Raw genomic sequence first — 24,084 nt, 5'->3', positions numbered from 1 at the left:
GTTCGGAAGGGGGTGTCGCAGTGGGTATCCGGACCTTCATCGAGGGTTGGCCGGTCTACCGGCAGCTCACCGGCACCGACCCGTTGGGCCGAGGCGCGGCCGCGCAATCGCCCCGCACGGCGGAGCTGACCGCCCGTACGGAGACGGCCGACAGCATGGCCCGTTCGGTCTGCCCCTACTGCGCCGTCGGCTGCGGTCAGCGGGTCTACGTCAAGGACGGGCAGGTCACCCAGATCGAGGGCGACGAGGACAGCCCGATCTCCCGGGGCCGGCTCTGCCCCAAGGGCGCCGCCAGCAAGAGTCTGGTGACCAGCCCGCTGCGGCAGACGAAGGTCCGTTACCGCCGGCCGTACGCGACGGAGTGGGAAGACCTGGAGCTCGACGTCGCGCTCGACATGATCGCCGACCGGGTGCTCGCCGCGCGCGAGGAGACCTGGGAGGACGTCGACAGCGAGGGCCGGCCACTCAACCGCACGCTGGGCATCTCCAGCCTCGGCGGGGCGACGCTGGACAACGAGGAGAACTACCTCATCAAGAAGCTGTTCACGGCGATGGGGGCGCTCCAGATCGAGAACCAGGCGCGGATTTGACACTCCGCCACCGTCCCCGGTCTGGGGACCAGCTTCGGTCGCGGTGGCGCGACGGACTTCCAGCAGAACCTCGCCAACGCTGACGTCATCGTCATCCAGGGCTCGAACATGGCCGAGGCCCACCCGGTGGGCTTCCAGTGGGTGATGGAGGCGAAGCGGCGGGGGGCCAAGGTCTTCCACGTCGACCCGCGGTTCACGCGCACCAGCGCGCTCGCCGACACGTACCTGCCGATCCGGGCGGGCACCGACATCGCGCTGCTCGGTGGCGTCGTGCGCTACATCCTGGAGAACGGGCTGGACTTCCGGGAGTACGTGCTGTCGTACACCAACGCGGCGACGATCATCAGTGAGGAGTTCGTCGACGCCGAGGAGGGCGACGGCCTCTTCTCCGGGTTCAACCCGGAGACCGGCGCGTACGACCAGACCAGCTGGCAGTACGCGGGGCAGGAGGGCGAGTCCGGCTCGATGGACACCAGCGACGAGCGGGACACCGCGGCGGGGCTGCGTCACGAGTCGCACGGCATGCCGATCCCGGGGCAGGTGCTGCGGGACGAGTCGTTGCAGCATCCACGCTGCGTCTACCAGATCCTGAAGCGGCACTACGCCCGCTACACGCCGGAGATGGTGGAGCGGGTCTGCGGCATCCCGCAGGAGAAGTTCCTCGAACTGGCCCGCGCCTGGACGGAGAACTCGGGGCGGGAACGCACCGGGGCGTTGGTCTACTCGGTGGGGTGGACGCAGCACAGCGTCGGTGTGCAGTACATCCGCACGGGCGCGATCATCCAGACGTTGCTGGGCAACATCGGCCGTCCCGGTGGCGGTGTGATGGCGCTGCGCGGGCACGCGAGCATCCAGGGCTCGACCGACATCCCGACGCTGTTCAACCTGCTGCCGGGTTATCTGCCGATGCCGCACCACGCCAAGCACCCGACGTTCGACGAGTGGGCGGACAGCATCCACCACCCGGGGCAGAAGGGCTTCTGGGGCAACGCGCGGGCGTACTGCGCCAGCCTGTTGAAGGCCTACTGGGGGGACGCGGCGACGCCGGAGAACGACTTCTGCTATGGCTACATGCCGCGGATGACCGGCGACCACGGCACCTACCAGCAGGTGCTGAACATGATCGACGGCAAGGTGAAGGGCTACTTCCTGCTCGGGCAGAACCCGGCCGTCGGGTCGGCGCACGGGCGGGCGCAGCGGCTCGGCATGGCCAACCTGGACTGGCTCGTGGTCCGCGACCTGTTCATGATCGAGAGCGCCACGTTCTGGCGTAACGGCCCGGAGGTGGAGACCGGCGAGATCACGCCGGAGCAGTGCCGCACCGAGGTCTTCTTCCTGCCCGCCGCGTCCCACGTGGAGAAGGAGGGCACCTTCACCCAGACGCAGCGGATGCTCCAGTGGCGCGAGAAGGCCGTGGAGCCGCCGGGCGACGCCCGCTCCGAGCTGTGGTTCTTCTACCACCTGGGGCGGAAGCTGCGGGAGAAGCTGGCCAGGTCGGAGAAGCGCCGCGACCGCGCGCTGCTCGACCTGGCCTGGGACTACCCGACGCAGGGCCCGCTCGCGGAGCCGAGCGCCGAGGCGGTGCTGCGTGAAATCAACGGGTTCGACGTGGCCACCGGCCGCCCCCTGGGCGGCTTCACCGAGGCGCGCGCCGACGGCTCCACCGCGGTGGGCTGCTGGATCTACAGCGGCGTCTACGCCGACGGGGTGAACCAGGCCGCCCGCCGCAAGTCCCGGCACGAGCAGAACTGGGTGGCCGGCGAGTGGGGCTGGGCGTGGCCGTCGAACCGGCGCACCCTCTACAACCGCGCCTCGGCCGACCCTGACGGGCGCCCGTGGAGCGAGCGGAAGAAGTACATCTGGTGGGACGAGGAGAAGGGCGAGTGGACCGGCTACGACGTGCCGGACTTCGAGAAGACGAAGCCGCCGTCGTACCGGCCGAAGGCGGGCACGTCCGGCCCCGAGGGGATCGCCGGTGACGACCCGTTCGTCATGCAGGCCGACGGCAAGGCCTGGCTCTACGCGCCCAGCGGGGTCGTCGACGGGCCCTTGCCGACGCACTACGAGCCGGCGGAGTCGCCGATGCGCAACCCGCTCTACCGGCAGCAGGCGAACCCGAGCCGCAAGGTGTACCCGGATGCGATCAACTCGGTGAACCCGAGCCCGCCCGAGGAACAGGCCCAGATCTTCCCGTACGTGTTCACGGTCAGCCGGCTCACCGAGCACCACACCGCGGGTGGGATGAGCCGGATGGTGCGTCCGCTCGCGGAGTTGCAGCCGGAGATGTTCGTGGAGGTCTCGCCGGAGCTGGCCGCCGAGGTGGGGCTGACGCATCTGGGCTGGGCGCACCTGATCACGGGCCGCGCGGCCATCGAGGCGAAGGTGCTGGTCACCGACCGGCTCACGCCACTGCGCGTGGAGGGACGGGTGATCCACCAGGTGTGGCTGCCGTACCACTTCGGCTACGAGGGGCTGGTCACCGGTGACTCGGCCAACGACCTGATCGGGATCACCCTCGATCCGAACGTGCTGATCCAGGAGAGCAAGGTGGGCACCTGTGACGTCCGGCCCGGCCGCCGGCCCACCGGCCGGGCCCTGCGTGAGATGGTCGAGGACTATCAGCGGCGGGCCTTCATGAGCCCGGACCGGCATGCGCCGGTGGTCACTCCGCCCGACCCGGGGACGTCTGATGCTTCCTGATCCGAACAGTCTCGCCGGTCCGCTCGACCCGGCGCCGGAGGCCGGTTGGTCCGACGCGCCGCCCCGGATGGGCTTCTTCACCGACACCAGCGTCTGCATCGGCTGCAAGGCGTGCGAGGTGGCGTGCAAGGAGTGGAACGACGTGCCCACCTCGGGCCTGGACCTGCTCGGCATGTCGTACGACAACACCGGTGCGTTGACCGCCAATTCGTGGCGGCACGTCGCGTTCGTCGAGCAGCCCCGACCGGCCGGGCACCGTACGCCGCCGTTCGCCGGTAACCCGACCGACGGCAGCACCAGCCCGTCGTCGGCGGCGGTCGGCGCGACCACCGGCAACCCGGTCGGCACGGAGCCCGGAGAGCCGACCGGTTCGCCGGAGGCGGCGGCCCGGATGGCGGCCGGCCCCGAGTTCCTCGGCATGCCCGGTACGCAGCCGCCGGGTCGGGCCACCGGGCCGGAGAACCGCTCCGACTTCCGCTGGCTGATGATGTCCGACGTGTGCAAGCACTGCACGCACGCCGCCTGCCTGGACGTCTGCCCGACCGGCTCGCTGTTCCGTACCGAGTTCGGCACCGTGGTGGTGCAGGAGGACATCTGCAACGGCTGCGGCTACTGCATCTCCGCCTGCCCGTACGGCGTGATCGACCGGCGCAAGGACGACGGGCGCGCGTGGAAGTGCACGCTCTGCTATGACCGGATCGGCGTCGGGAAGACCCCGGCGTGCGCGCAGGCCTGCCCGACGGAGTCGATCCAGTACGGGCCGCTGGAGGAGCTGCGCGAGCGGGCCGCGGCCCGGGTCGCCACCCTGCACGAGCGGGGTGTGCCGGAGGCGCGGCTCTACGGTCACGACCCGGCCGACGGGGTCGGCGGCGACGGCGCGTTCTTCCTGCTGCTCGACGAGCCGGAGGTGTACGGGTTGCCGCCGGATCCGGTGGTCACCACCCGGGACCTGCCGAAGATGTGGAAGAAGGCCGGCCTGGCGGCGCTGGCCGTGGCGGCGGCCGCCGTGGCCGCGTTCGTCGGAGGTTCCTCGTGAGTTCGGAGCACCAGCCGGTCGGCGACCGGTTCCGCCGGTTCCGTGATCGGCTCGACGGGGGCCGCTCCGGCGCGCCCGGAGGGCAGCTCTCCGGCCAGAGCGACGCCGGTCTCACGGCCGCTTCGGGTCGCCGCGGCGGGCGCCGCCGTGGCGGCGGGGAGGAGCTGCGGGTTCCCGAGGCCGAGTTCACCTCGTACTACGGCCGGCCGGTGCTCAAGCCGCCGGTCTGGGACTGGGCCATCGCCGCGTACCTGTTCACCGGCGGGTTGGCGGCCGGTGCGTCGTTGCTCGCGGCGGGCGGCCAGCTCACCGACCGGCCGGCGCTGCGCCGGGCGGGCCGGGTCACCGCGCTCGCCGCGGTCGCGGCCAGCACCGGTTTCCTGATCGAGGACCTGGGACGTCCGGCCCGGTTCCACCACATGCTGCGGGTGGCGAAGCTGACCTCGCCGATGTCGGTGGGCACCTGGATCCTCGCCGCGTTCGGTCCGGCCGCCGGCGCAGCCGCGGTCGCGGAGGCGGCGCCGCTGCTGCCCGAGCGGGGGGTGTCCGGGCTGGCCCGGCGGGTGCTGCCGCCGGTCGGGCAGGTGGCGGGGCTGGCTGCGGCGGCGACCGCGCCGGCGCTGGCCACCTACACCGCCGTGCTGCTCTCCGACACCGCGGTGCCGTCGTGGCACGAGGCGTACCGGGAGTTGCCGTTCCTCTTCGCGGGCAGCGCGCTGGCCAGCGGTGCCGCGGTGGGGCTGATCGGCGCGCCGCCGGAGCAGGCCGCTCCGGCCCGCCGGATGGCGGTGGTCGGCGCGGCCCTCGAACTCGCCGCGGCGCACCGGGTGGAGACCGGGCTCGGCCTGCTCTCCGAGCCGTACCGTAGCGGCCGGCCGGGCCGGTTGATGAGCGCCGCCCGTGCGCTCACGGTGGCGGGTGCCGCCGGCGCGCTGGTGGGCCGCCGCAGCCGGCTGGTCTCGGCGATCTCCGGCGCCGCGCTGCTGGCCGCCTCGCTCGCCACCCGCTTCGGTGTCTTCCACGCCGGCGTCGCCTCGTCCCGCGACGCCAGGTACACGGTGGTGCCGCAGCGGGAGCGGCTGGAACGTCGGCGGCAGGCCGCCGCCGGGACCGGCGACTGAGAAGACTTTTCGACCTCCGCGCACGGCGGCGTGGCCCTTGTGGTCAAATGCTCCGTGGAGGCGTTCAGGCGGCTGGTGCCCCTCCCGGTCTTCAAAACCGGTGTGGTCCGGGACCCGGGCCAGGCGGGTTCGATTCCCGTCCGCTTCCGCCAACCACTGTGGGGGATGACGTGATGCGCGACGGGCAGACCGACCCGCGCCGCCGCGTACCCCGCACCGACGTGCTGCTCGCCGACCCCGGGCTGGTCGCCGCGACGGCCGTGCTCGGCCGCGATCGGGTGAAGGCCGCGGTGACCGCCGCGCAGGACCGTGCCCGGCGGGGGGAGATCCGCCCCGACGAGGTGCGCGACGTGGCCGTCGCGGCGTTGCCGGCGCCGACGCCCCGGGCGGTGCTCAACGCCACCGGGGTGGTGCTGCACACCAATCTGGGCCGGGCGGCGCTGTCCCGGCCGGCCGTCGACGCGCTGGTCGCCGCGGCCGGGCACACCGACGTCGAGCTGGATCTGGCGACCGGCCGGCGGGCCCGCCGGGGCCGGGACGCGCTGGCCGCGCTGGCCGCCGCGGTGCCCGCGGCTGCCGCCGTGCACGTGGTGAACAACGGCGCCGCCGCGCTCGTGCTCGCGGCGACCGCGCTCGCCGCCGACCGGGAGATCGTGGTCAGCCGGGGCGAGCTGGTCGAGATCGGCGATGGGTTCCGCCTGCCGGACCTGCTGGTCAGCACGGGTGCCCGTCTGCGCGAGGTGGGCACCACGAACCGCACCACCCTCGCCGACTACGCCGCCGTGGTCGGCCCGCGCACCGGGTTCGTGCTCAAGGTGCACCCGTCGAACTTCCGGGTCACCGGCTTCACCTCCGCGGTCGGCGTACGTGAGCTGGTGGGCCTCGGTGCGCCGGTGGTCGCCGACATCGGTTCCGGGTTGCTGGTCCCGGACCCGCTGCTGCCGGACGAGCCGGACGCCGCCAGCACGCTGCGCGCCGGCGCGCACCTGGTGACCGCGAGCGGTGACAAGCTGCTCGGCGGGCCGCAGGCCGGGCTACTGCTCGGCGATGTCGAGCTGGTCGAGCGGCTGCGCCGGCATCCGCTGGCCCGGGCGTTGCGGGTGGACAAGCTGACCCTGGCGGCGCTGGCAGCCACCCTGCACCGGATCGACACGCCGACCCGGGCCGCCCTGCACGCCGATCCCGGTGCGCTGCGGGCGCGGGTCGAGCGGCTGCGGGAGTGGCTCGGCGTGGAGGGCCGCAAGGCCGAGGTGGTGCCGTCGGTGGCGGTGGTCGGCGGCGGGGGCGCGCCCGGCGTGGAGTTGGAGTCGTGGGCGTTGAGCCTGCCCGAGTGGTATGCGGTGCCGCTGCGTACGGGCGAGCCGCCGGTGCTCGGCCGGGTGGTGCGGGGACGGCTGCTGCTGGATCTGCGCTGCGTGCCGCCGGAGGCCGACGAGGCGGTACGCGCGGCGGTGCTGGCCGTGCCGGAGGACGACTGACGTGTGGGTGGTGGCCACCGCGGGGCACGTCGACCACGGCAAGTCCACGCTGGTCCGGGCGTTGACGGGGATGGAGCCCGACCGGTGGGCGGAGGAACTCCGTCGGGGCATGACCATCGACCTGGGGTTCGCCTGGACGACGTTGCCCTCCGGCGGCACCGTCGCGTTCGTCGACGTGCCCGGGCATGAGCGGTTCGTGCCGAACATGCTCGCCGGGGTGGGGCCGGCGCCGGCGGCGCTGATGGTGGTCGCCGCCGACGAGGGGTGGATGCCCCAGTCCGCGGAGCACCTGGCGGCGTTGCACGCCCTCGGCGTGCCGTACGGCCTGCTGGCGGTGACCCGCGCGGACCTGGCCGATCCGGGTCCGGCGATGGCCCAGGCCCGCGCGGAGATCGCCGCGACCTCGCTGGGGGCGGTGGAGGCGGTCGCGGTCAGCGGCCTGACCGGGGCGGGCCTGCCGCAGCTGCGGGCGGCTCTGGATCGGCTCACCGCGCGGCTACCGGCCCCGGGCGACGGCGGCCCGGTGCGGCTCTGGGTGGATCGCAGCTTCACGATCCGGGGCAGCGGCACCGTGGTCACTGGCACGCTGGGCGCGGGCCGGCTGCGTGTCGGTGACGAGTTGGAGCTCGCCGGAACCGGCGAGACGGTGCGGGTCCGCGGCCTGCAGATGCTCGGGGCGCCCGCCACCGAGGTCACCGCGGTGGCCCGGGTGGCGGTGAACCTGCGCGGCACCGCGCGGGACCGGTTGACGCGCGGCGACGCCCTGCTCAGTCCGGGCCGGTTCCACCGCACCGAGGTGGTGGACGTCCGGGTCGCCGGCGACGAGGCCGCGCAGTTGCCGAGCACCCTCACCCTGCACGTCGGCTCGGCCGCGGTGCCGGTGCGGGTCCGGCCGCTCGGTGCGGACACCGTCCGGCTGCGGCTGGCCCGGCCGCTGCCGCTGCTCATCGGTGATCGGGCGCTGCTGCGCGACCCGGGCCGCCACCACGTGGCGGGCGGGGTGACCGTGCTCGACGTGGCGCCCCCGCCGCTGGTCCGCCGGGGCGCGGCCGTGGCTCGCGCGGCCGTCCTGGCCGGACTGGACGGCCGGGCCGACCTCGCGGGGGAGCTGCGGCGACGCCTGCTGGCCCGGGCCGCCGACCTGACCCGGATGGGGGTGCCGGTCGACGTGCCCCTGGTCGCTGGTGACTGGCTGGCCGACCCGGAGCACTGGCGGGGCCTCGGCGTCCGGCTGGTGCAGGAGGTGGCGCGGCACGGCCGGGAACACCCGTTGGAGCCGGGCGCGCCCGTGGAGGTGCTGCGGCAGCGGCTCGCCCTGCCGGATCGGGCGTTGGTGGAGGCGCTGGTCCGGCCGCCGCTGCGGTTGGTGGGCGGGCGGGTCACCGCGGCGGCCGTCGACGTGCTGCCCGCGCCGGTGGCCCGGGCGGTGCAGCGCATCCGCGCCGAGTACGGCCACCGCCCGTTCCAGGCGCCGGAGGCCGACCGCCTGGCCGATCTGGGGTTGGGGCCCCGGGAGATCGGGGCGGCGGTCCGCGCCGGCGCGCTGCTGCGCCTGGCGGAGAACGTGGTGCTGCTGCCCGATGTGCTCGACGACGCGGTACGGGTGCTGGCCGGTCTGCCCCAGCCGTTCACTCTCTCCGCGGCGCGGCAGGCGCTGGAGACGACCCGGCGGGTCGCGGTGCCGCTGCTGGAGCTGCTGGATCGCCGGGGTGCCACCCGGCGGTTGCCCGACGACGCCCGGATCGTCGTGGGCTGAGCCGGTCATCCGGCCGTGCGGGTGTCCGCCCGTCACCTACGGTGACGCCATGGACCCTTCCGCGGTCTGGCGGGACAAGCAGCACAAGTGGCGGATCGAGGCGTATCGGGCGCCGGATCTGCGGTTCGCCATCTTCGCGACCAACGGCACCACCGAGTCCGCGCCGCTGTGGTTGTTCGGGATGTCGGCGTTGGCGCGGTGGCTGATGACCCACGCGATCTCGCTGGACGACCTGGAGAGCGACTGAGCCGGCGTCCTGTTCCGGAGAACCCGTCCCTATCTCACGGCTGCCCGTCGGAACGGGTCAGCGGATGAGGGCGCGGGTGAGGAGGTGCCGCAGTCCGTCCTGCTCTTCGGTGGCCAGCGGCGCCAGCGGGGAGTCCTTGGAGAGCAACTCGACGAGGCGTCCGCGGAGTTCGGAGCCCTCGGGGGTCAGGAGGAGTTGCTTGGCACGGCGGTCGTCGGGGTGTGGATGCCGTTCCAGGTAGCCCTGCCCTTCGAGGCGATCGGCGACGAAGGTGATGTTGGAAGGCTCGCAGCTCATCCTGTCGGCGAGTTCGCGCAGGGTCATGGGGTGGGTCAGCTCGCACAGCGCGGTGGCCTGTGTCGGGGTCAGACCGAGGGTGGCCGCTCGGGTCCGCAGGTGGGCCTCGATCTGGCTGGCCAGATCTCTGACCAGTCCGCACAGCTGGCGGTCAGCTTGGGGGCGGGTCTCGCGCTCGTCGGCCATGTGACGAGTTTACTACAACTCAAATAGTTGCAGCTATAGTTGTTCTAGCTTTAACGTTTGGCTCCTGTCGCCGGCTGGCGGCACCTCATCGAACACGAGGTAGGGCCATATGACCGCAACATCCGAATTCGACCGGGCACGGCTGACGAGCGCACCGCGCGTCCGTTCGCTCCAGCTGGGCGAACTGAAGATCACCTACGTTCCGGACGGGCTGGCCCTGTGCAAGCCGCACGGCTGGCTGCCCGACGCCACCGCCGCCGACTGGTCGGCCAATCCCGATCATCTCGACGACGGCGGCTTCCTGCCCGCAGCCGTCGGTGGACTGCTGGTTGAGCAGGGTGACCGGGCGTTGCTCATCGACACCGGCTTCGGACCCGAGTCCCACCCCGACGACCCGGCCAACCCCATGCTGGGCGGCATCCACGGCGGCGAGCTGCTGAACGGTCTGCGGCGGCTGGGCCGTGAGCCGCGCGACATCGAGGCCGTCGCCATCACCCACCTGCACCTCGACCACCTCGGCTGGGCGTGGAGCAACGAGCCCGGCAGCGATGCGCCGCCGTTCGCGCACGCCCCGCACTTCGTCGCGGCACCCGAGTGGGAGCGGCGCGACCTGGCCGCCGGGGCCGGGGCGACTGAGGAACGCCTGGCCGCCTTCGCACCCTTCGTCCGTACGGTCGAGGACGGCGAGGAGATCTTCCCCGGCGTACGGGCCTCGTTCTCGATCGGTCACACCGTCGGCCACACCACCTACACCATCACCGGCGGCGGCCGGCGGCTCATCGCGTTCGGCGACGCGATGCACGCGCCGGTCCAGGTCACCCACCCCGAATGGGGCTGTGGGATCGACCACGACACGGCCGATGCGGCCGAGTACCGCCACCGCCTGGTCGAGGAGCTGAGCCGCCCCGACACCATCGGCTACGGCAACCACTTCGCCGACGTGGTCTTCGGCCGCGCCGAGCGGCGCCCCGACGGCCGGTTCACCTGGATTCCCGTCGCCTGACGGTTCCACCCGCTGCGGCCACGACCATCGGACCGCAAGTCGCTCGAATTCCTAGTAACGGAGAACTGCCATGAAACACATAAAGCTGGGGGACCTGGACGTCTCCCGTATCGGTCTGGGCCTGGTGTCGATGTCCTACGCCTACACCGGAGCCGGCACCGACGACGCCGAGTCGATCCGCGCCATCCACCGGGCCCTGGAGCTGGGCGCCACCTTCCTGGACACCGCCGAGGTCTACGGCCCGTACCTCAACGAGGAGCTCCTCGGAAAGGCGCTCAAGGGCCGCCGGGAGCAGGCCGTGGTGGCGACGAAGTTCGGCATGATCTCGCACACGGGCGGCGAGCCGGGTCAGCTCGACAGCAGCCCGGCCAACATCCGCACCGCCGTCGACGGCTCGCTCAAGCGGCTGGGCACCGACTACATCGACCTGTACTACCAGCACCGAGTCGACCCGAACACGCCCATCGAGGACACCATCGGGGCGCTGGCCGAGCTGATCGCCGAAGGCAAGATCCGCCACATCGGCCTGTCCGAGGCCGGACCGGAGACGATTCGCCGGGCCCACGCCGTGCATCCGATCGCCGCCGTGCAGTCGGAGTACTCCCTGTGGACCCGGCACCCGGAGGCGACGGTGCTGCCCCTGCTGCGCGAGCTGAACATCGGTTTCGTGCCCTACTCGCCGCTGGGGCGTGGATTCCTCACCGGGCAGATCCGCTCGACCAGTGGCTTCGACGAGACCGACCTGCGTAAGAAGAACCCGCGCTTCACCGGCGAGAACTTCCAGCGCAACCTGCGCCTCGTGGACGAGGTCGAAGCGATCGCCGCCGAAGCGGGTGCCACCCCGGCGCAGATCGCACTGGCCTGGCTGCTGACCAGGGGCGACGACATCGCCCCCATCCCCGGCACCAAGCGCGTGGCACGCGTGGAGGAGAACAGCGCCGCCGACGCCGTGGAGCTGACCGCCGAGCAGATCGAGAAGCTCGACAACCTTCCGCCCGCTGTCGGCGAAACTCACGACGAAGCCGCCCTGCGCCTGCTGGAGCGCTGACCCCAGCCGGCGCTGACCGCAACTGACCGGCGCGCCCTTGTTGCTCGCACACGATCGGAACCCTGTCAGAAGCTCTGAACGACAATGTTCCTAGCCTGTCGAGCCGGGCGAAGACCTCGTCGAGCGGTCCGGTGCGCAGCGTGCAGATACGCGATCGCGCCTGCACGCTGCGCACCACCGGCCCGAGGCCGCCAAATCTTGGCGTGCCAGTGCTGAGCAGATGTGGCAGGGCGTGTCCGGGCCAGCACCGCGTGCCGGATCACGTCGGTCGGGGCATCGAAGACGAGGTCGAGAGTATTGGATGCGCTCCGTCAGCTCCGTGGCTGAGCACCTCATTCACCTGGAAGGCAGAATTGTTCGTCATGTCAACTGATCCTCGCTGCGCCGTCCTCGACGACTACCAGGGGGTGGCACTCGGGCTGGCGGACTGGGCCCGGGTCCGGACGACCAGCTTCCGCGAGCCGTTCACCAGCACCGACGAGCTCGTGGCGGCCATCTACGACTACGAGATCGTGGTCGCCATGAGGGAACGCACGCCGTTCCCCGCCGAGGTGTTCGACCAGCTGCCCAACCTGCGGCTGCTCGTCACGACCGGCATGAGCAACGCCGCCATCGACCTGGAGGCGGCCCGGGCACACGGCGTCACGGTGTGCGGCACAGGCGGCGGCTGGACCTCGACGGTCGAGTTGACGTGGGCGCTGTTGCTCGGCCTGGCCCGCCAGCTGGTGCCCGAGGCGACCGCGCTGCGCGCTGACGGGCCCTGGCAGCACACCGTCGGCACCGACCTGCACGGACGTACCCTCGGGCTGCTCGGCCTGGGCAGGATCGGGTCGCAGGTGGCCGCGGTCGGGCGGGCGTTCGGCATGGACGTGCTGGCCTGGAGCCAGAACCTGACGCGGGAGCGAGCCGAAACGGCCGGCGCGCGGTTGGCCCCCGGCCTGGACGGCCTGCTCGCCGATTCCGACGTGATCTCCGTTCACCTCGTGCTCGGCGACCGCACGCGCGGGCTCGTCGGCGCGCGGGAGCTGGCCCTGATGAAGCCCACCGCTTACCTGATCAACACCTCGCGGGCCGCCATCGTCGACCAGTCCGCCCTGGCGGCCGCGCTGCGCGAGGGGCGCATCGCGGGGGCCGGCCTCGACGTGTTCGACAAGGAGCCGCTGCCCGTCGGCCACGAGTTCCGTACGCTGCCGAACGTGCTCGCCACGCCGCACCTCGGCTACGTCAGCGATCGGAACTACGCGATGTTCTTCCGTGAGGCGGTGGACGACATCGGCGCCTTCCTCGACGGCAGTCCGATCCGAGTGTTGGCCTGACTCACTCCGGCAGTGGCTCAGCCATGCCCCGGCCACTGTCGCCGGACCTGGCTGAGCCACTAAAGATCGAACTGGCCTCAAGTGCCGCACCCCCCGAACGGGGGAATGACGTACGGTTTCGCCTCCGGCCGGCGCCGGTCGTCCGTATCGTCCGACTTGTGAAGGACCGAGGGTTGCGGACGTTTGTGACCGTGCTCGCGGGGCTCGCGGTGATCTACTTCGGCACCTCGGGCCGGGACCCGGAGGAGGGCCGCGGGCTCACCGGCGGGCTGGTGCTGCTCGCCCTGCTCGCCTCGCTGCTGGTGTGGCACCTGACCAAGCCGAAACCGGCCGCCAAGTAGGACGGGTCACCGGGCGCGCGCCGCCCGGTTGACCTCGTCGGCGGAGTCCTTGTCGAGCGCCACCCGCACCAGGGCCGAGGCGAGCCGGCCGAAGTCGGGGCCGCGGACCAGCCCGGCAAGCTTCTCCGCCGAGGTGGGCAGCCCGACGCGCTTCGCCCCGGCGAGTGCCCGCCGGTCGGCGAAGGGGCGCAGATCGCCCCAGACCGCCTGCGCCTCACGCAGGAAGATGTCCGCCCCGGTGGGTCCGATCCCGGGAAACTCGGTGAGCAGCCGGCGCAGCGCGGCCGGCTCGCCGTTCGCCTCGCCGCGCAGCCGCCGCAGGTCGCCGCGCCACCGGTCCAGGCAGAGCTGCGCGCCGTTGCCGAGCATGGTGGCGGTCCGCTCGTCGTAGCGGCGGTAGTGGCCCCGGCCGAGCGCGTCGACGCGCTGCTGCCAGCTCGCCCGCTCCATCGCCTGCGGGGTGCGATAGCCGGCCGCGAAGAGTTCCCGGGCGGCGGCCACCGCCACCGAGGCCCGGATACGGGTGCTCAGCAGGGTGGCGAGCACGAGCAACTGGTACAGCGGCGCCGGCCGGTCGGCGAGCGGGATGCCGGCCTCCTCGGCGTAGGTGCGTCCGCTTCGGTCCAGCAGGACCCGGGTCGTCTTCCGTTCGTCGCCCACGGTGCGGTGTACCCGCTGCGCCGGCCGACTAGCACCCGCGACCGCCCGCCGTTCGGTCGGCGAATGCCGCTGGCGGCGGCGGGTAACCCAACGCGGAGGCGGTCGACGCCGTGAGCCGTCCAGCCGGAAGGAGAGACCGGTGGTCAATCCACAGCAGCAGGAGTTCCGCCGCAACGCCAGGGGCGCGACGAGCCAGGACAACAAGGGCCCGCAGCCGACCGGCCACCCCCTCAACCGTGGATCGTCGCGGGGCGACGAGGGGCGGCCGGTGCCGAAGGGGCAGGCCTCGCCGTATGGCCCGAGCGGTGAGCTGGCCGAGGACGAGAGCGACGCCAAGGGCTGACAACCCGACCTACGTGGGCGGTCGCAGCCGGTTCCAGGTGGCTGCGGCCGCCAGTCCGTACGCCAGGTGCGGAACGATGTCGGCGAGCCAGTCGGAGCGCCGCCAGGTGCGGGGGTCGGACACTTTCAGGACGGTGATCGACCCGTCCGTCATGGCCATCACGCCGGCGCCGAGCAGGCCGCTGGCCCAGGTGACAGGGGTGCGGCGCCCGCGCGTCACCAGCGCGAAGCCGACGCCGGCGGCCACGCCCGTCGCGTAGCCGAGCAGCGGCCCGAGCCCGGCGCGGCGGTTCGCCGCCAGGTCCTGCGAGCCCAGGCTGAGGTGGGTGGCGCCCACCACCCGGTCCACCACCTGCTCCGGCGTGCTGCTCGCCGGGCGGCCGCGCAGCGCCATGTCGAGGTAGGTCACCACGTTCAGGACGGTGCTGCCGACGGCGCCGGCGATGGCGCCGTCGGTCAGCTCGCTCGTCCTCACTTCGGGTCGCCCGGCTCGCGTTCGCCCTTGGGCCCGTAGACCCGTTCGCCGCGGATCACGCCCCGCTGCCCCCGGTCCTCCTGGAGGATCCGGTTCGCGACCTCGTCCGCGCGACCGTCGGACGTGCGCCGCCCGGAGTTGTCGATCGCGTTGCGGATCCGCGCGCGCTGCTTGTCGTACGCGTTACTGCCGGGCCGTGGTCCTGGCATCGCTGCCTCCTCCGGTCGCTGTCGCCGATGGCTCCGCGACGCTTACCCGTTGCCGTGGCCGGCAACCGTGCTTCAGTGCGGGGCGCGTACCACGGCGACGGGGCAGTCCGCGTGGTGCAGCACCGACTGACTCACCGATCCCAGCAGCAACCCGGTGAACTCACCGCGCCCCTGCCCACCCACCACGACCAGCTGGGCGTTTCGGGAGGCGTCGGTGAGGGCCCGGCCCGGACGGGCACGTACCGCCCGCCGGGTGATGCGCAGCCCCGGGTACCGCTCGGTGAGACCGGCGACCGAATCGGCGAGCACCTGCTCCTGCTCGCTGTGCAGCAGCCCCTGGTCGTACACGAGGGGCTGCATGTCGCCGGGGCCGCTGGAGGTGGGGTGCCGGTAGGCGTGCAGCGCCAGCAGGTCGGTCCGCCGGGCGTCGGCGGCGTCGGCGGCGAAGTCGAGCGCGAGGGTGGAGAGCTCGGAACCGTCCACTCCGACCACCACAGGCCCGACGGAGCGCGGCGCGCCGCGGGCCACCAGCACCGGACAGTCGGCGTACGAGGCGACCTGGATCGCCACCGAGCCCACCACCAGGGCGGAGAACCCGCCGAGCCCGCGGTCGCCGAGGACGATCATCGCGGCGGTGGTCGTCTCACCGAGCAGCACCGCGGCGGCCTCGCCGTCGATGATCTCGCCGGAGACGCGGACGTCCGGTGCGGTCGTCTCGGCCTCGGCGACCGCCGCCGCGACGATCTGCTTCGCCTGGTCGCGCAGTCCGCCGCCGGGTGGGGCGCCGGCCGGCGCGTTGAGTGGTACGTGCAGCAGGGGCCAGATGAACCCGTGGACCACCCGCAGCGGTCGTTGCCGGCGGGCGGCCTCGGCGGCGGCGAGGCGCACGGCGTGCAGCGCCGGCTCGGAACCGTCCACGCCGACGACGACCGCCGCGCCGTCCGACGAGTTCACCATGCACCTCCCGCCCCCTGCCGGTCAGTATTCCGGCCGGCGTGGTGGTGGCGGAGCGATACCGCGCAGGACGCCCGATCGGTACGCTGGCGACGACCGCGGGAGGGAGCGTCATCGATGGTTGAACCCGATCAGCCGAGCACCGGGCGCATGATCGACTTCTGGCTCGGCGGGGACCACCACTTCCCGGTCGACGTGGCCGCGGCCGGCGCCTTCGAGCAGGCGTACGGGCCGTGCGCGCAGATCTTCCGCGAGCTGCGGGCCTTCCTCGGCCGGTCCGTGCGGGCGATCGCCGCGCGCGGCGTGGACGGCTTCCTGGTCTTCGGGGCCGGGGTGCCGACCATGGGCAACGTGCACGAGGTGGCGGCGGAGGCGACGGTCCTCTACACCGACGTCGACCCGGTCACCATCCGGTTGGGGCAGCGCATCCTCGCCGGCAGCGACCGGGCCGGCTACGGGTACGGCGACGCCACCGACATCGGCACGATCGATCCGGCCCAGCTGCACCGGTTCGTGCCGGGGTGGGGTAGGAGACCGGTGGGGGTGGTGTTCCTCGGCCTCGCCGCGTTCCTCGACGACGAGACGTTGGCCCGGACGCTCGACGAGCTCTACGCGGCGGCGGCACCGGGCAGCTGCCTCGCCGTCGACTTCGACAGCGAGGAGCTGGCCGGCCACCCCGAGGCGCTGGCGATGATGGGCCCGGCGTTCCGGATGCGTCCGCCCGCCGACTTCCCCGCGTTGCTCGGCCGCTGGACGCCCACCGAGGACGGCGTCGTCGCGGTCAGCGACTGGCGGCCCGAGGGCACGCCGGCGTCGGTTCCCGACGCCTTCTACGGCGCCGTCGCGGTACGCGGGGACCACTGAGGACGTTCCCTCCGCCGGGACGGGCCACCGGGCCGCCCGGCTGCTGTGGGCTCTCCGTATGATGCTTGCCCCATAGCAAATTTTCCGGAGGAACAACCATGGTGGACGGCCCCGATCCGGTGTCACGCGCCCTGCGGGCGGCCCCGCCGGACCAGCTGGTGGAGGCCGCCGACCAAGCGATCCGCGCCGTGCTGGGCGCCAGCCGCACCGAGGTGCTCATCGCCGACTACCGGATCAACGGTCTCTGGCCGGTGCTCGACCAGGAGCTCGGCTCCTCCGTGGCCGGCGAGGCGGCGGCGCAGCGCTGCTTCAGCAGTCAGCGGCCGGTCCTCGCCGCCGACGAGGGCGGGTGCCGGGTGTTCCTGCCGATGTCGGTGTGGGGGGACCGGGTGGGCGTGCTCGTGATCGAGCTGCCCGGCGCGCCCGGCCCGGAGGTCGAGGAGCGGGCCGTCGACATCGCCGGCGCGCTGGCGGTGGCGCTGCGCGCCGCCGACCGGGAGACGGACCGCTACCGCCGGGCACGCCGACGCGAACGGCTGAGCATGGCGGCGGAGCTGCAGTGGGAGCTGCTTCCCGGGCGCAGCGTCACGCACCCCGCGTTCCACCTCGCCGGTCAGCTCGAGCCCGCGTACACCGTGGGGGGTGACCACTTCGACTGGTCCCTGGACGGTGATCGGTTGACCGTCACGGTGCTCAACGGCGACGGCACCGGGCTGGCCGCGTCGCTGATGACCGTGACCACTGTCAACGCGATGCGCAACGCCCGCCGCTCGGGTGGCGGCCTGGCGGAGCAGGCCGAGCTCGCCTCGGACACGCTGCACTACCAGCACCGCGGACGGCGGTACGTCTCGACCCTCCTGCTCGAACTCGACGCGGCCACGGGGGAGGTGCGGGCGGTGGATGCCGGATCGCCGCACGTACTGCGGTTGCGGGGCGGCACGGTGGAGCCGATCGCGCTGGACCAGCAGCTGCCGCTGGGCATGTTCGCCGAGGCCCGCTACGACCTGCAGGAGTTCGCGCTGCTCCCTGGTGACCGCCTCTTCGTGGTCAGCGACGGTGTCTGGGCGGCCCGCCCGACTGGCGGCGAACCGTACGGCGAGCGCGCGATGGCGCGGGCGATGCGCTCCACACGGTTGCAGCCGGCGACCGAGGCAGTTGGTACGGTGATGCGCGAACTGCACGCCTACCACGCGGACAGCGATCTGCGCGACGACGCCGTCGTGGTCTGCCTGGACTGGCACGGTGTCCGCGGCCGGGACGCCGGATGAGGCACCGTCGCGGCCGGGCCGCGAGCGGGACGATGGCAGGGGACATCGGATGGAGCGACCTCCGAATCTCGCCGCGGCGATCGACGCGGCCGCCGAAGCGCTCGTCGACGTGCTGGACACCGCCGCCTCCCGGCACCGGCTCTCGGTCTCCCCGACGCAGCTGCGCGTGCTGTCGCTGATCTGCGCCAGGTCGGAGACGAACGTCAACCGCCTGGCCGAGCTGCTGGACGTGGTGCCGTCGTCGGCGAGTCGGCTCTGTGACCGGTTGGAGGCGACCGGACTGCTCCGCCGGGCGGCGGACCCCCGGGACCGCCGCGAGGTGCGTCTGCTGCCCGCCGCCGCGGGAGAGGAGGTGCTGCGCGAGCTGACCGAGCGGCGGCACCGGGCGGTGCAGGCCGTGCTCGACCGGATGCCGGTGCGGGCCCAGAGCGAGCTGCTGCTCGGCCTGCTGGCCTTCGAGCAGGCGGCGGTGCTCCAGGCGGGCGAGCAGCAGAAGGATGCGACGGTACGGACGGCCTGAGCCGCGTCGGCGCGGGCGGTGCGGCGACCGAACGGGTGCCCGATCTACCCCTAGTGTCCTAGGATGCCTTACGGGTGGTGGCACGCGCCACACCGAAACGAACCGAAGCGCCGACGGTCACGGCGGTCGGACCGGGCGAGCAGCCCGATATAGTGGCAGCGCAGTTCACTCGGCCCGCGATCACCGATCGCGGGCCGACTTCAGGCGAAGGTCCCGTTCGACGGGGCCGGCAGAGGGCGCCGGCGGTGGCCGGCCCGACAACGCGCACGTCCTCCGCAGCGCCCGACCTCGGCCGGGTGCCGGGGCGTGTCGTCAAGGAGGTTCGGTGTCGCGTCGGCCGGCTGAGGCAGGGCAACCAGGAGCCTCCGGCGGCACGGCCACCGGACGAGTGCTCACCGTGCCCAACCTGATCAGTTTCCTGCGGCTGATCGGCGTGCCCGTCTTCCTCTACCTGCTGCTCGGCGCGCACGCCGACGTCGCCGCGCTCGTGGTCCTCGCGGTCGGCGGCACCACCGACTGGGTCGACGGCTGGGTGGCCCGCCGGTTGGGCCAGGTGAGCCGGCTGGGGGAGTTGCTCGACCCGCTCGCCGACCGGCTCTACATCCTCGCCACACTGGCCGGGTTCACCGCCCGCGAGGTGGTGCCGTGGCAGTTCACCGCCGCGTTGCTCGCGCGGGAGCTGCTGCTGCTCGGTTCGCTGGGGGTGTTGCGCCGGTTCGGGTACGGCCCCCCGCCGGTGCACTACGTCGGTAAGACCGCCACCTTCATCCTGCTCGCCGCGTTCCCGACCCTGCTGCTCGCCGCCGCCGTCCCCGGGGCCGCCGACGTGGCCGGTGCCCTCGGCTGGGGGCTGGCGTGGTGGGGCCTGGCGCTGTATTGGGTGGCCGGCGCCATGTACGTGATCCAGGCCGCCCGGCTGGTCCGCGCGGCGCGCGGCGCGGGAGCGGCGGCGTGAGCGTGCGCCGGGACGAACGGGAACGCCCGTCCCGCGTCTACGCGCCGGACTTCCTGACCGAGCTGTTCCGTAATCCGTTGGAGCCGGGGTACGCGGCCGCGGCGCAGCGCCGTCAGGTCGATCCGCCGTCGAGGTGGCACAGCCGATCGGCCCGGACGGTGACCGTGGTGGTGCTGGTGGTGCTCGGCTTTCTGCTGGCGGTGGCGTACCGGCAGACGATGGAGGACGAGCCGGGGCGCAGCCAGGCGCGTTCGGGTCTGGTGACGCAGGTCAAGGAGCGGGAGCGGGAGACCGACGAGTTGTCCGCGCGCGCCGACGAGCTGCGCGAGGAGGTCGGCCGGCAGCGGGACGCGGCGCTGAGCGGTTCGGCCGCGGCGCGGCTGCGTGACCTGGAGGCGGGTACCGGGTTGGGTCGGGTTCGTGGTGACGGGGTGGTGGTCCGGTTGGCGGACGCGCCTGGTGACGCGGACGCGGTGACCGGTGCGGGCGCGGGTCCGCCGCGGGTGCTCTACAGCGATCTGCAGGGGGTGGCGAACGCCCTGTGGAGCGCGGGCGCGGAGGCGATCTCGATCAACGGGCAGCGGTTGACGGCGACGTCGACGATCCGTTCGGCGGGGGAGGCGATCCTGGTCGACTTCCGTCCGGTGACCGGGCCGTACGAGGTGTCGGCGATCGGGCCGGGGTCGATGAAGCGCCGTTTCGAGCAGAGCCGCAACGCCGCGTTGATGCGGGAGGTGGCCGAGAAGACGGGGCTGTCGTTCGGGGTCCGCGAGGCCGACGACCTCACTCTGCCGGCCGCTCCTGAGCCGCAGCTACGCTACGCGGAACCATCGGACAACCCGAGCGCCTCGCCGTCGGGTGACCGGTCCGCCGGTCCCGGGTCGACCGACTCAGGGACGTCTCCCAGCCCCTCCGGAGGTGGTCGATGATCGCGGTGCTGGCGTTGCTCGCCGGTGTGGTTCTCGGGGTGTGGCTCGACCCCAGTGTGCCCGCGGCGTTGCAGCCGTACCTGCCGATCGCGGTGGTGGCCGCGTTGGACGCGGTCTTCGGTGGGGTGCGGGCGAAGCTCGACCGGATCTTCGATGACAAGCAGTTCGTGGTGTCGTTCATCTCGAACGTGTTGGTGGCGGCCTTGATCGTGTATCTGGGTGACCAGTTGGGCGTGGGTGGTCAGTTGTCGACTGGTGTGGTGGTCGTGCTCGGGGTGCGAATTTTCGGGAACGTGGCGGCGATCCGTCGGCACCTGTTCCGGGCGTAGGTTCTAAGCGATGAGCGAGGAGCAGACCGAGACGGGTACGGGTTGGCCGAAGCCGGCGGATCCGGAGCGTCCGGCGGGGCCGGGTGGTGAGCCGGATCCGCGGCCGGACGCGCCGGATCCGGACGAGTTGAGTCCGCTGGTTCCGCGTACGGAGCCGGCTGAGGACGGGGCCGGGGCGGAGCCCGCTGAGGGCGCGGCGGCGGTGTCGTCGGGTGACGGTGCGGCGGCTCCGGCCGGTGGGGGCCGGTCGCGGGTGTCGACGGCGAGTGTGATGATCGCCGCGTTGTTGGCGTTGCTGGGGTTCACCCTGGTGGTGCAGTTGCGGACGACGTCGACGGATCCGACGGCGGGTGTGACGCGTCAGGAGGACCTGGTGCGGATCCTGTCGGATCTGGACGCGCGGGAGAACCGGTTGCGGCAGGACATCGCCGGGCTGGAGGAGAGTCAGCGGCAGTTGCGCTCGGGTGAGCAGGGTCGGCAGGCGGCGTTGGACGAGGCGACGCGGCGGGCGGACGAGCTGGGGATCCTGGCGGGTACGTTGCCGGCGACGGGTCCTGGTCTGGCGGTGCGGTTCGAGTCGGGTGCGAAGCCGATCTCCGCGACGCGGGTGTTGGACGCGGTGCAGGAGTTGCGGGGCGCCGGCGGGGAGGCGATGCAGATCTCCGGTGGGGATCGGGCCTCGGTGCGGATCATCGCGTCGACGTACTTCCTGGACGGGGAGAACGGTTCGTTGGTGGTGGACGGGCGGCGGTTGACGGGTCCGTTCACGATCACGGTGATCGGTGATCCGGCGACGATGCGTACGGCGTTGAACATTCCTGGTGGGGTGGTCGCGTCGGTCCAGGGTGACGGCGGTAACGTGATCGTTGAGGATCGTGAGGCTGCCGAGGTTTCGGCGCTGCACGCGCCGATCAAGCTGGAACACGCCCGTCCGGTTTCCTGACCGGGCGTGGCCGCTGCGGGCGGGTGCCCGTGGCGCGATGGATGAAGGACGCGTCTGTGATTCCTGATGACCTGCGATACACCGCCGAGCACGAGTGGGTGGCGGGTGACGGCACCGGAGTGGTCCGGGTCGGCATCACGCACTTCGCGCAGGACGCGCTCGGTGACATCGTGTTCGTTCAGCTGCCTGATCCGGGGGCGGTGGTGGCGGCCGGTGAGTCGCTGGGTGAGATCGAGTCGACGAAGAGCGTGTCGGAGATCTACTCCCCGGTGAGCGGTACGGTGGCCGCGCGCAACGAGGCGCTCGGCGACACCCCGGAGGTGATCAACACTGACCCGTACGGTGCGGGTTGGTTGGTGGAGATCACGCCGGATGATCCGACTGCGGTGGACGGGCTGCTTACTGCGGGCGCGTACCGCGAGTTGACCGAGAGCTGAGTGAGCTTGATCCGGTGCGCTTGTTGAGTCCGCGCGTCCGGTTGCCCTGCTTTTCGGCGCTGGCTAGGCTCGCCCAGTCGACCGAGAACCCAATAGTTGAGCGTTGCGGAATTGCCTTCCCGGGCACGGGGAGCCAGCCGCCGGGTGTGCGACTGCCCGGCGGCCAGACCCGCCATTACCCGACGCCGACCGAACAGATCCGTGAGGTGGTCCCATGACGCGCCCAGACGACGAGTTCCCCCCGCTCGACGTCACTTCGACGCTCAATCTCGGTTCGCTCGACGAAGTGCTGGAGGGGCCGGACACCGATGTGGTGCCGAGCCGGATGTCCGGTTCGTTGCCGCCCGGGATGGCGCTGCTGGTGGTCCGTCGTGGTCCGAACGCCGGGGCCCGGTTCCTGTTGGATCACGATGTGACGACCAGCGGCCGGCACCCTGACAGTGACATCTTCCTCGACGACGTGACGGTGTCGCGGCGGCACGCGGAGTTCCACCGGGATGGTGGGACGTTCACGGTTCGTGATGTGGGGAGCCTGAACGGCACCTACGTGAACCGGGAGCGGGTCGAGGCGGCCACGTTGAGCAATGGTGACGAGGTTCAGATCGGGAAGTTCCGGGTGGTGTTCATCGCCGGTCCGCGTCCGGAGGAGGAGGCCGGCCGGGGGTGAACGAGCCTGCGGCCTCCACGTCACCGGGGGCGGCCCGGTCCCAGCCGCTGATGAGCATCGGTGAGGTGCTGGGTCAGTTGCGGGTGGATTTCCCCGACGTCACGATTTCGAAGTTGCGTTTCCTCGAGGCTGAGGGGCTGGTCGAGCCGCAGCGTACGGCGGCTGGTTACCGGAAGTTCAGCTGGGACGATGTGGCGCGGTTGCGGTTCGTGTTGACCGCGCAGCGGGATCAGTATCTGCCGTTGCGGGTGATTCGGGAGCAGCTGGCCGAGTGGGATGCCGGTGGTGCGGTGCCGGGTCGGTCGCGGCCGACGTTGGTGGCGGTCGGCCCGGGTGGTGAGGTGCCGGGTCGGGAGGCGGATGAGCCGGTCGAGTCGTCGGAGGTGCGGCTCGGCCGGTCGGATCTGCTGGCTCGTAGTGGGTTGGACGAGTCGACGCTGGCGGAGTTGGAGCGGCTCGGTGTGGTGGTGTCTGATCCGCCGGGTTGGTACGACGGGGACGCGTTGATCATCGCTGGGGCGGTGGCGGGTCTGGCGGCGTACGGCTTGGAGCCGCGGCATCTGCGGGGTTATCGGACGGCGGCGGACCGGGAGGTCGGTTTGTTCGCGCAGTTGGTGGCGCCGTTGGTGCGGCAGAGTGATCCGGCGGCGCGGGCGCGGGCTGCGGAGACGGCGCGGGAGTTGGTGGCGTTGTCGCAGCAGTTGCATGCGGCGTTGGTGCGGGTCGGGTTGCGTTCGACGTTGGGCCGGTGATGCCGGTTGTCGGGGCGGTGTGCGGAAAGATCTCTCTCGGGAAGCGTGTCGTAGGCTTGCTGGGGTAACCCCTTTCTGGCGCGGGCGTGGTGCGGGTAGCGCGTGGGACGGCCGTGTCGCGGTCCGTGTACCGTGCAGGGAAGGGCGCGGTGCGGCGTAGGTGACAACGACACGGAGGCGGCGGTGCGCGAGCTGAGCGTGGTCGGGGTTCGGGTGGAGCTGCCCAGTAACCAGCCGATCGTCCTGCTCAGGGAGGTCGAGGGGGACCGCTATCTGCCGATTTGGATCGGCGCGGTCGAGGCGACGGCGATCGCTTACGAGCAGCAGGGTGTGAAGCCGGCTCGACCGTTGACGCATGATCTTCTGCGGGATGTGTTGGCGGCGCTTGAGGCGCCGTTGCGTGCGGTGGAGATCACTGAGTTGAAGGACAACGTGTTCTTCGCCGATCTGTTGATCGGGGACGGGGTGCGGGTGTCGGCCCGGCCGAGCGATTCCATTGCGTTGGCGTTGCGGGTGGGGGCTCCCATTCGTTGTGCCGAGCAGGTCCTCAGTGAGGCGGGGATCGTGATCCCGGATGAGCAGGAGGACGAGGTGGAGAAGTTCCGCGAGTTCCTGGAGCAGGTGCGTCCGGAGGATTTCGCGGGCTGAGTGGTTGGCGGGC

Annotated in this window: 27 protein-coding genes and 1 tRNA gene; 23 read left to right on the top strand and 5 right to left on the bottom strand. The window is 72.2% G+C overall.

The features are described 5' to 3' along the window. Window positions 1-20: 20 nt before the first annotated feature. The 7 genes from fdh to D7044_RS01235 all read left to right on the top strand — a co-directional run bounded on the left by fdh (window position 21) and on the right by D7044_RS01235 (window position 8,928). Window positions 21-3,290, top strand: coding sequence for a formate dehydrogenase (gene fdh / locus D7044_RS01260; protein ID WP_147434557.1), 3,270 nt, complete (start codon window positions 21-23; stop codon window positions 3,288-3,290). Beyond that, on the top strand, window positions 3,280-4,326 hold the full coding sequence (locus D7044_RS01255) for a 4Fe-4S dicluster domain-containing protein (protein ID WP_120687891.1): 1,047 nt from the start codon (window positions 3,280-3,282) through the stop codon (window positions 4,324-4,326). Before fdh ends, D7044_RS01255 begins: the two co-directional genes overlap by 11 nt. Beyond that, window positions 4,323-5,447 carry an NrfD/PsrC family molybdoenzyme membrane anchor subunit gene (gene nrfD / locus D7044_RS01250; RefSeq protein WP_120676466.1) on the top strand — a complete coding sequence of 375 codons (1,125 nt, stop codon included), beginning with the start codon at window positions 4,323-4,325 and terminating at the stop codon, window positions 5,445-5,447. The genes D7044_RS01255 and nrfD overlap by 4 nt, the downstream gene beginning before the upstream one ends. Before the next feature lie 56 nt (window positions 5,448-5,503). Further along, window positions 5,504-5,599, top strand: a tRNA-Sec gene (locus tag D7044_RS32210). Between the two features lie 21 nt (window positions 5,600-5,620). Further along, entirely contained in the window at window positions 5,621-6,925 is a 1,305-nt protein-coding gene (selA, locus tag D7044_RS01245) for an L-seryl-tRNA(Sec) selenium transferase (protein WP_120687680.1), read from the top strand. Window position 6,926: 1 nt separating this feature from the next. After that, window positions 6,927-8,681 carry a selenocysteine-specific translation elongation factor gene (selB, locus tag D7044_RS01240; protein ID WP_120687679.1) on the top strand — a complete coding sequence of 585 codons (1,755 nt, stop codon included), beginning with the start codon at window positions 6,927-6,929 and terminating at the stop codon, window positions 8,679-8,681. A 49-nt stretch (window positions 8,682-8,730) separates the two neighbouring features. Continuing rightward, the gene (locus D7044_RS01235) at window positions 8,731-8,928 is read left to right on the top strand and encodes a hypothetical protein (protein ID WP_120331337.1); all 198 of its coding nucleotides are present in this window, start codon (window positions 8,731-8,733) and stop codon (window positions 8,926-8,928) included. Between the two features lie 57 nt (window positions 8,929-8,985). Here the strand turns inward: D7044_RS01235 and D7044_RS01230 are convergent, their stop codons facing one another. Then, the gene (locus D7044_RS01230; protein WP_120676471.1) at window positions 8,986-9,411 is read right to left on the bottom strand and encodes a MarR family winged helix-turn-helix transcriptional regulator; all 426 of its coding nucleotides are present in this window, start codon (window positions 9,409-9,411) and stop codon (window positions 8,986-8,988) included. Window positions 9,412-9,520: 109 nt separating this feature from the next. Between D7044_RS01230 and D7044_RS01225 the strand changes: the two genes are divergently transcribed. The 4 genes from D7044_RS01225 to D7044_RS01210 all read left to right on the top strand — a co-directional run bounded on the left by D7044_RS01225 (window position 9,521) and on the right by D7044_RS01210 (window position 13,119). Continuing rightward, window positions 9,521-10,414 (top strand): MBL fold metallo-hydrolase, encoded by an 894-nt coding sequence (locus D7044_RS01225; protein ID WP_120687678.1) that lies wholly within the window; start codon window positions 9,521-9,523, stop codon window positions 10,412-10,414. A 70-nt stretch (window positions 10,415-10,484) separates the two neighbouring features. Next, entirely contained in the window at window positions 10,485-11,462 is a 978-nt protein-coding gene (locus D7044_RS01220) for an aldo/keto reductase (RefSeq protein WP_120676475.1), read from the top strand. A 362-nt stretch (window positions 11,463-11,824) separates the two neighbouring features. Next, window positions 11,825-12,778, top strand: a complete 954-nt coding sequence (locus D7044_RS01215; protein WP_120676477.1) for a D-2-hydroxyacid dehydrogenase family protein — start codon at window positions 11,825-11,827, stop codon at window positions 12,776-12,778. A gap of 173 nt (window positions 12,779-12,951) precedes the next feature. Next, complete coding sequence (locus D7044_RS01210) at window positions 12,952-13,119, top strand: amidophosphoribosyltransferase (protein ID WP_187398980.1); 168 nt, start codon at window positions 12,952-12,954, stop codon at window positions 13,117-13,119. A gap of 6 nt (window positions 13,120-13,125) precedes the next feature. On the opposite strand, the gene D7044_RS01205 is transcribed toward D7044_RS01210, so the two are convergent. Further along, window positions 13,126-13,779 carry a hypothetical protein gene (locus D7044_RS01205; RefSeq protein WP_120676797.1) on the bottom strand — a complete coding sequence of 218 codons (654 nt, stop codon included), beginning with the start codon at window positions 13,777-13,779 and terminating at the stop codon, window positions 13,126-13,128. 139 nt (window positions 13,780-13,918) lie between these two features. Here D7044_RS01205 and D7044_RS01200 point away from each other — a divergent pair, with 139 nt between their 5' ends. Beyond that, window positions 13,919-14,122 (top strand): hypothetical protein, encoded by a 204-nt coding sequence (locus D7044_RS01200; RefSeq protein ID WP_120676481.1) that lies wholly within the window; start codon window positions 13,919-13,921, stop codon window positions 14,120-14,122. A 9-nt stretch (window positions 14,123-14,131) separates the two neighbouring features. Here the strand turns inward: D7044_RS01200 and D7044_RS01195 are convergent, their stop codons facing one another. The 3 genes from D7044_RS01195 to D7044_RS01185 all read right to left on the bottom strand — a co-directional run bounded on the left by D7044_RS01195 (window position 14,132) and on the right by D7044_RS01185 (window position 15,759). Further along, the gene (locus tag D7044_RS01195; protein ID WP_120687677.1) at window positions 14,132-14,596 is read right to left on the bottom strand and encodes a hypothetical protein; all 465 of its coding nucleotides are present in this window, start codon (window positions 14,594-14,596) and stop codon (window positions 14,132-14,134) included. Continuing rightward, window positions 14,593-14,805 (bottom strand): phosphatidylethanolamine-binding protein, encoded by a 213-nt coding sequence (locus tag D7044_RS01190; RefSeq protein ID WP_120676485.1) that lies wholly within the window; start codon window positions 14,803-14,805, stop codon window positions 14,593-14,595. Before D7044_RS01190 ends, D7044_RS01195 begins: the two co-directional genes overlap by 4 nt. A 72-nt stretch (window positions 14,806-14,877) precedes the next feature. Continuing rightward, window positions 14,878-15,759, bottom strand: a complete 882-nt coding sequence (locus D7044_RS01185; protein ID WP_120687890.1) for a universal stress protein — start codon at window positions 15,757-15,759, stop codon at window positions 14,878-14,880. 117 nt (window positions 15,760-15,876) lie between these two features. Here D7044_RS01185 and D7044_RS01180 point away from each other — a divergent pair, with 117 nt between their 5' ends. The 11 genes from D7044_RS01180 (at window position 15,877) to D7044_RS01130 (ending at window position 24,071) form a co-directional block, all read left to right on the top strand. Further along, window positions 15,877-16,623, top strand: a complete 747-nt coding sequence (locus D7044_RS01180; RefSeq protein WP_120687676.1) for an SAM-dependent methyltransferase — start codon at window positions 15,877-15,879, stop codon at window positions 16,621-16,623. 98 nt (window positions 16,624-16,721) lie between these two features. Further along, window positions 16,722-17,891, top strand: coding sequence for a PP2C family protein-serine/threonine phosphatase (locus D7044_RS01175; protein ID WP_120676489.1), 1,170 nt, complete (start codon window positions 16,722-16,724; stop codon window positions 17,889-17,891). A gap of 49 nt (window positions 17,892-17,940) precedes the next feature. Then, window positions 17,941-18,411, top strand: a complete 471-nt coding sequence (locus D7044_RS01170; protein WP_120687675.1) for a MarR family transcriptional regulator — start codon at window positions 17,941-17,943, stop codon at window positions 18,409-18,411. Window positions 18,412-18,736: 325 nt separating this feature from the next. After that, window positions 18,737-19,366 (top strand): CDP-alcohol phosphatidyltransferase family protein, encoded by a 630-nt coding sequence (locus D7044_RS01165; RefSeq protein WP_120676493.1) that lies wholly within the window; start codon window positions 18,737-18,739, stop codon window positions 19,364-19,366. Further along, window positions 19,363-20,295: a DUF881 domain-containing protein gene (locus D7044_RS01160; protein WP_120687674.1), complete on the top strand. Its 933-nt coding sequence runs from the start codon at window positions 19,363-19,365 to the stop codon at window positions 20,293-20,295. The genes D7044_RS01165 and D7044_RS01160 overlap by 4 nt, the downstream gene beginning before the upstream one ends. Beyond that, a complete protein-coding gene (locus tag D7044_RS01155; protein WP_076471715.1) occupies window positions 20,292-20,624 on the top strand; it encodes a small basic family protein in 333 nt (110 codons plus the stop codon). Before D7044_RS01160 ends, D7044_RS01155 begins: the two co-directional genes overlap by 4 nt. Window positions 20,625-20,634: 10 nt before the next feature. Next, entirely contained in the window at window positions 20,635-21,567 is a 933-nt protein-coding gene (locus tag D7044_RS01150; RefSeq protein WP_120687673.1) for a DUF881 domain-containing protein, read from the top strand. A gap of 56 nt (window positions 21,568-21,623) precedes the next feature. Further along, window positions 21,624-22,004: a glycine cleavage system protein GcvH gene (gcvH, locus tag D7044_RS01145; protein ID WP_120687672.1), complete on the top strand. Its 381-nt coding sequence runs from the start codon at window positions 21,624-21,626 to the stop codon at window positions 22,002-22,004. Window positions 22,005-22,218: 214 nt separating this feature from the next. Beyond that, entirely contained in the window at window positions 22,219-22,671 is a 453-nt protein-coding gene (gene odhI / locus D7044_RS01140; RefSeq protein WP_007071101.1) for an oxoglutarate dehydrogenase inhibitor Odhl, read from the top strand. 50 nt (window positions 22,672-22,721) lie between these two features. Then, window positions 22,722-23,423: a transcriptional regulator FtsR gene (gene ftsR, locus D7044_RS01135; RefSeq protein ID WP_199716433.1), complete on the top strand. Its 702-nt coding sequence runs from the start codon at window positions 22,722-22,724 to the stop codon at window positions 23,421-23,423. A 183-nt stretch (window positions 23,424-23,606) separates the two neighbouring features. Then, window positions 23,607-24,071, top strand: coding sequence for a bifunctional nuclease family protein (locus D7044_RS01130; protein ID WP_120676503.1), 465 nt, complete (start codon window positions 23,607-23,609; stop codon window positions 24,069-24,071). Window positions 24,072-24,084 lie beyond the last annotated feature (13 nt).

It is taken from the genome of Micromonospora musae (assembly GCF_003626635.1).
GTDB lineage: Bacteria > Actinomycetota > Actinomycetes > Mycobacteriales > Micromonosporaceae > Micromonospora > Micromonospora musae.
Note: the sequence above shows the minus strand (reverse complement) of the source record. Positions and strands in the feature narration are given on the sequence as shown.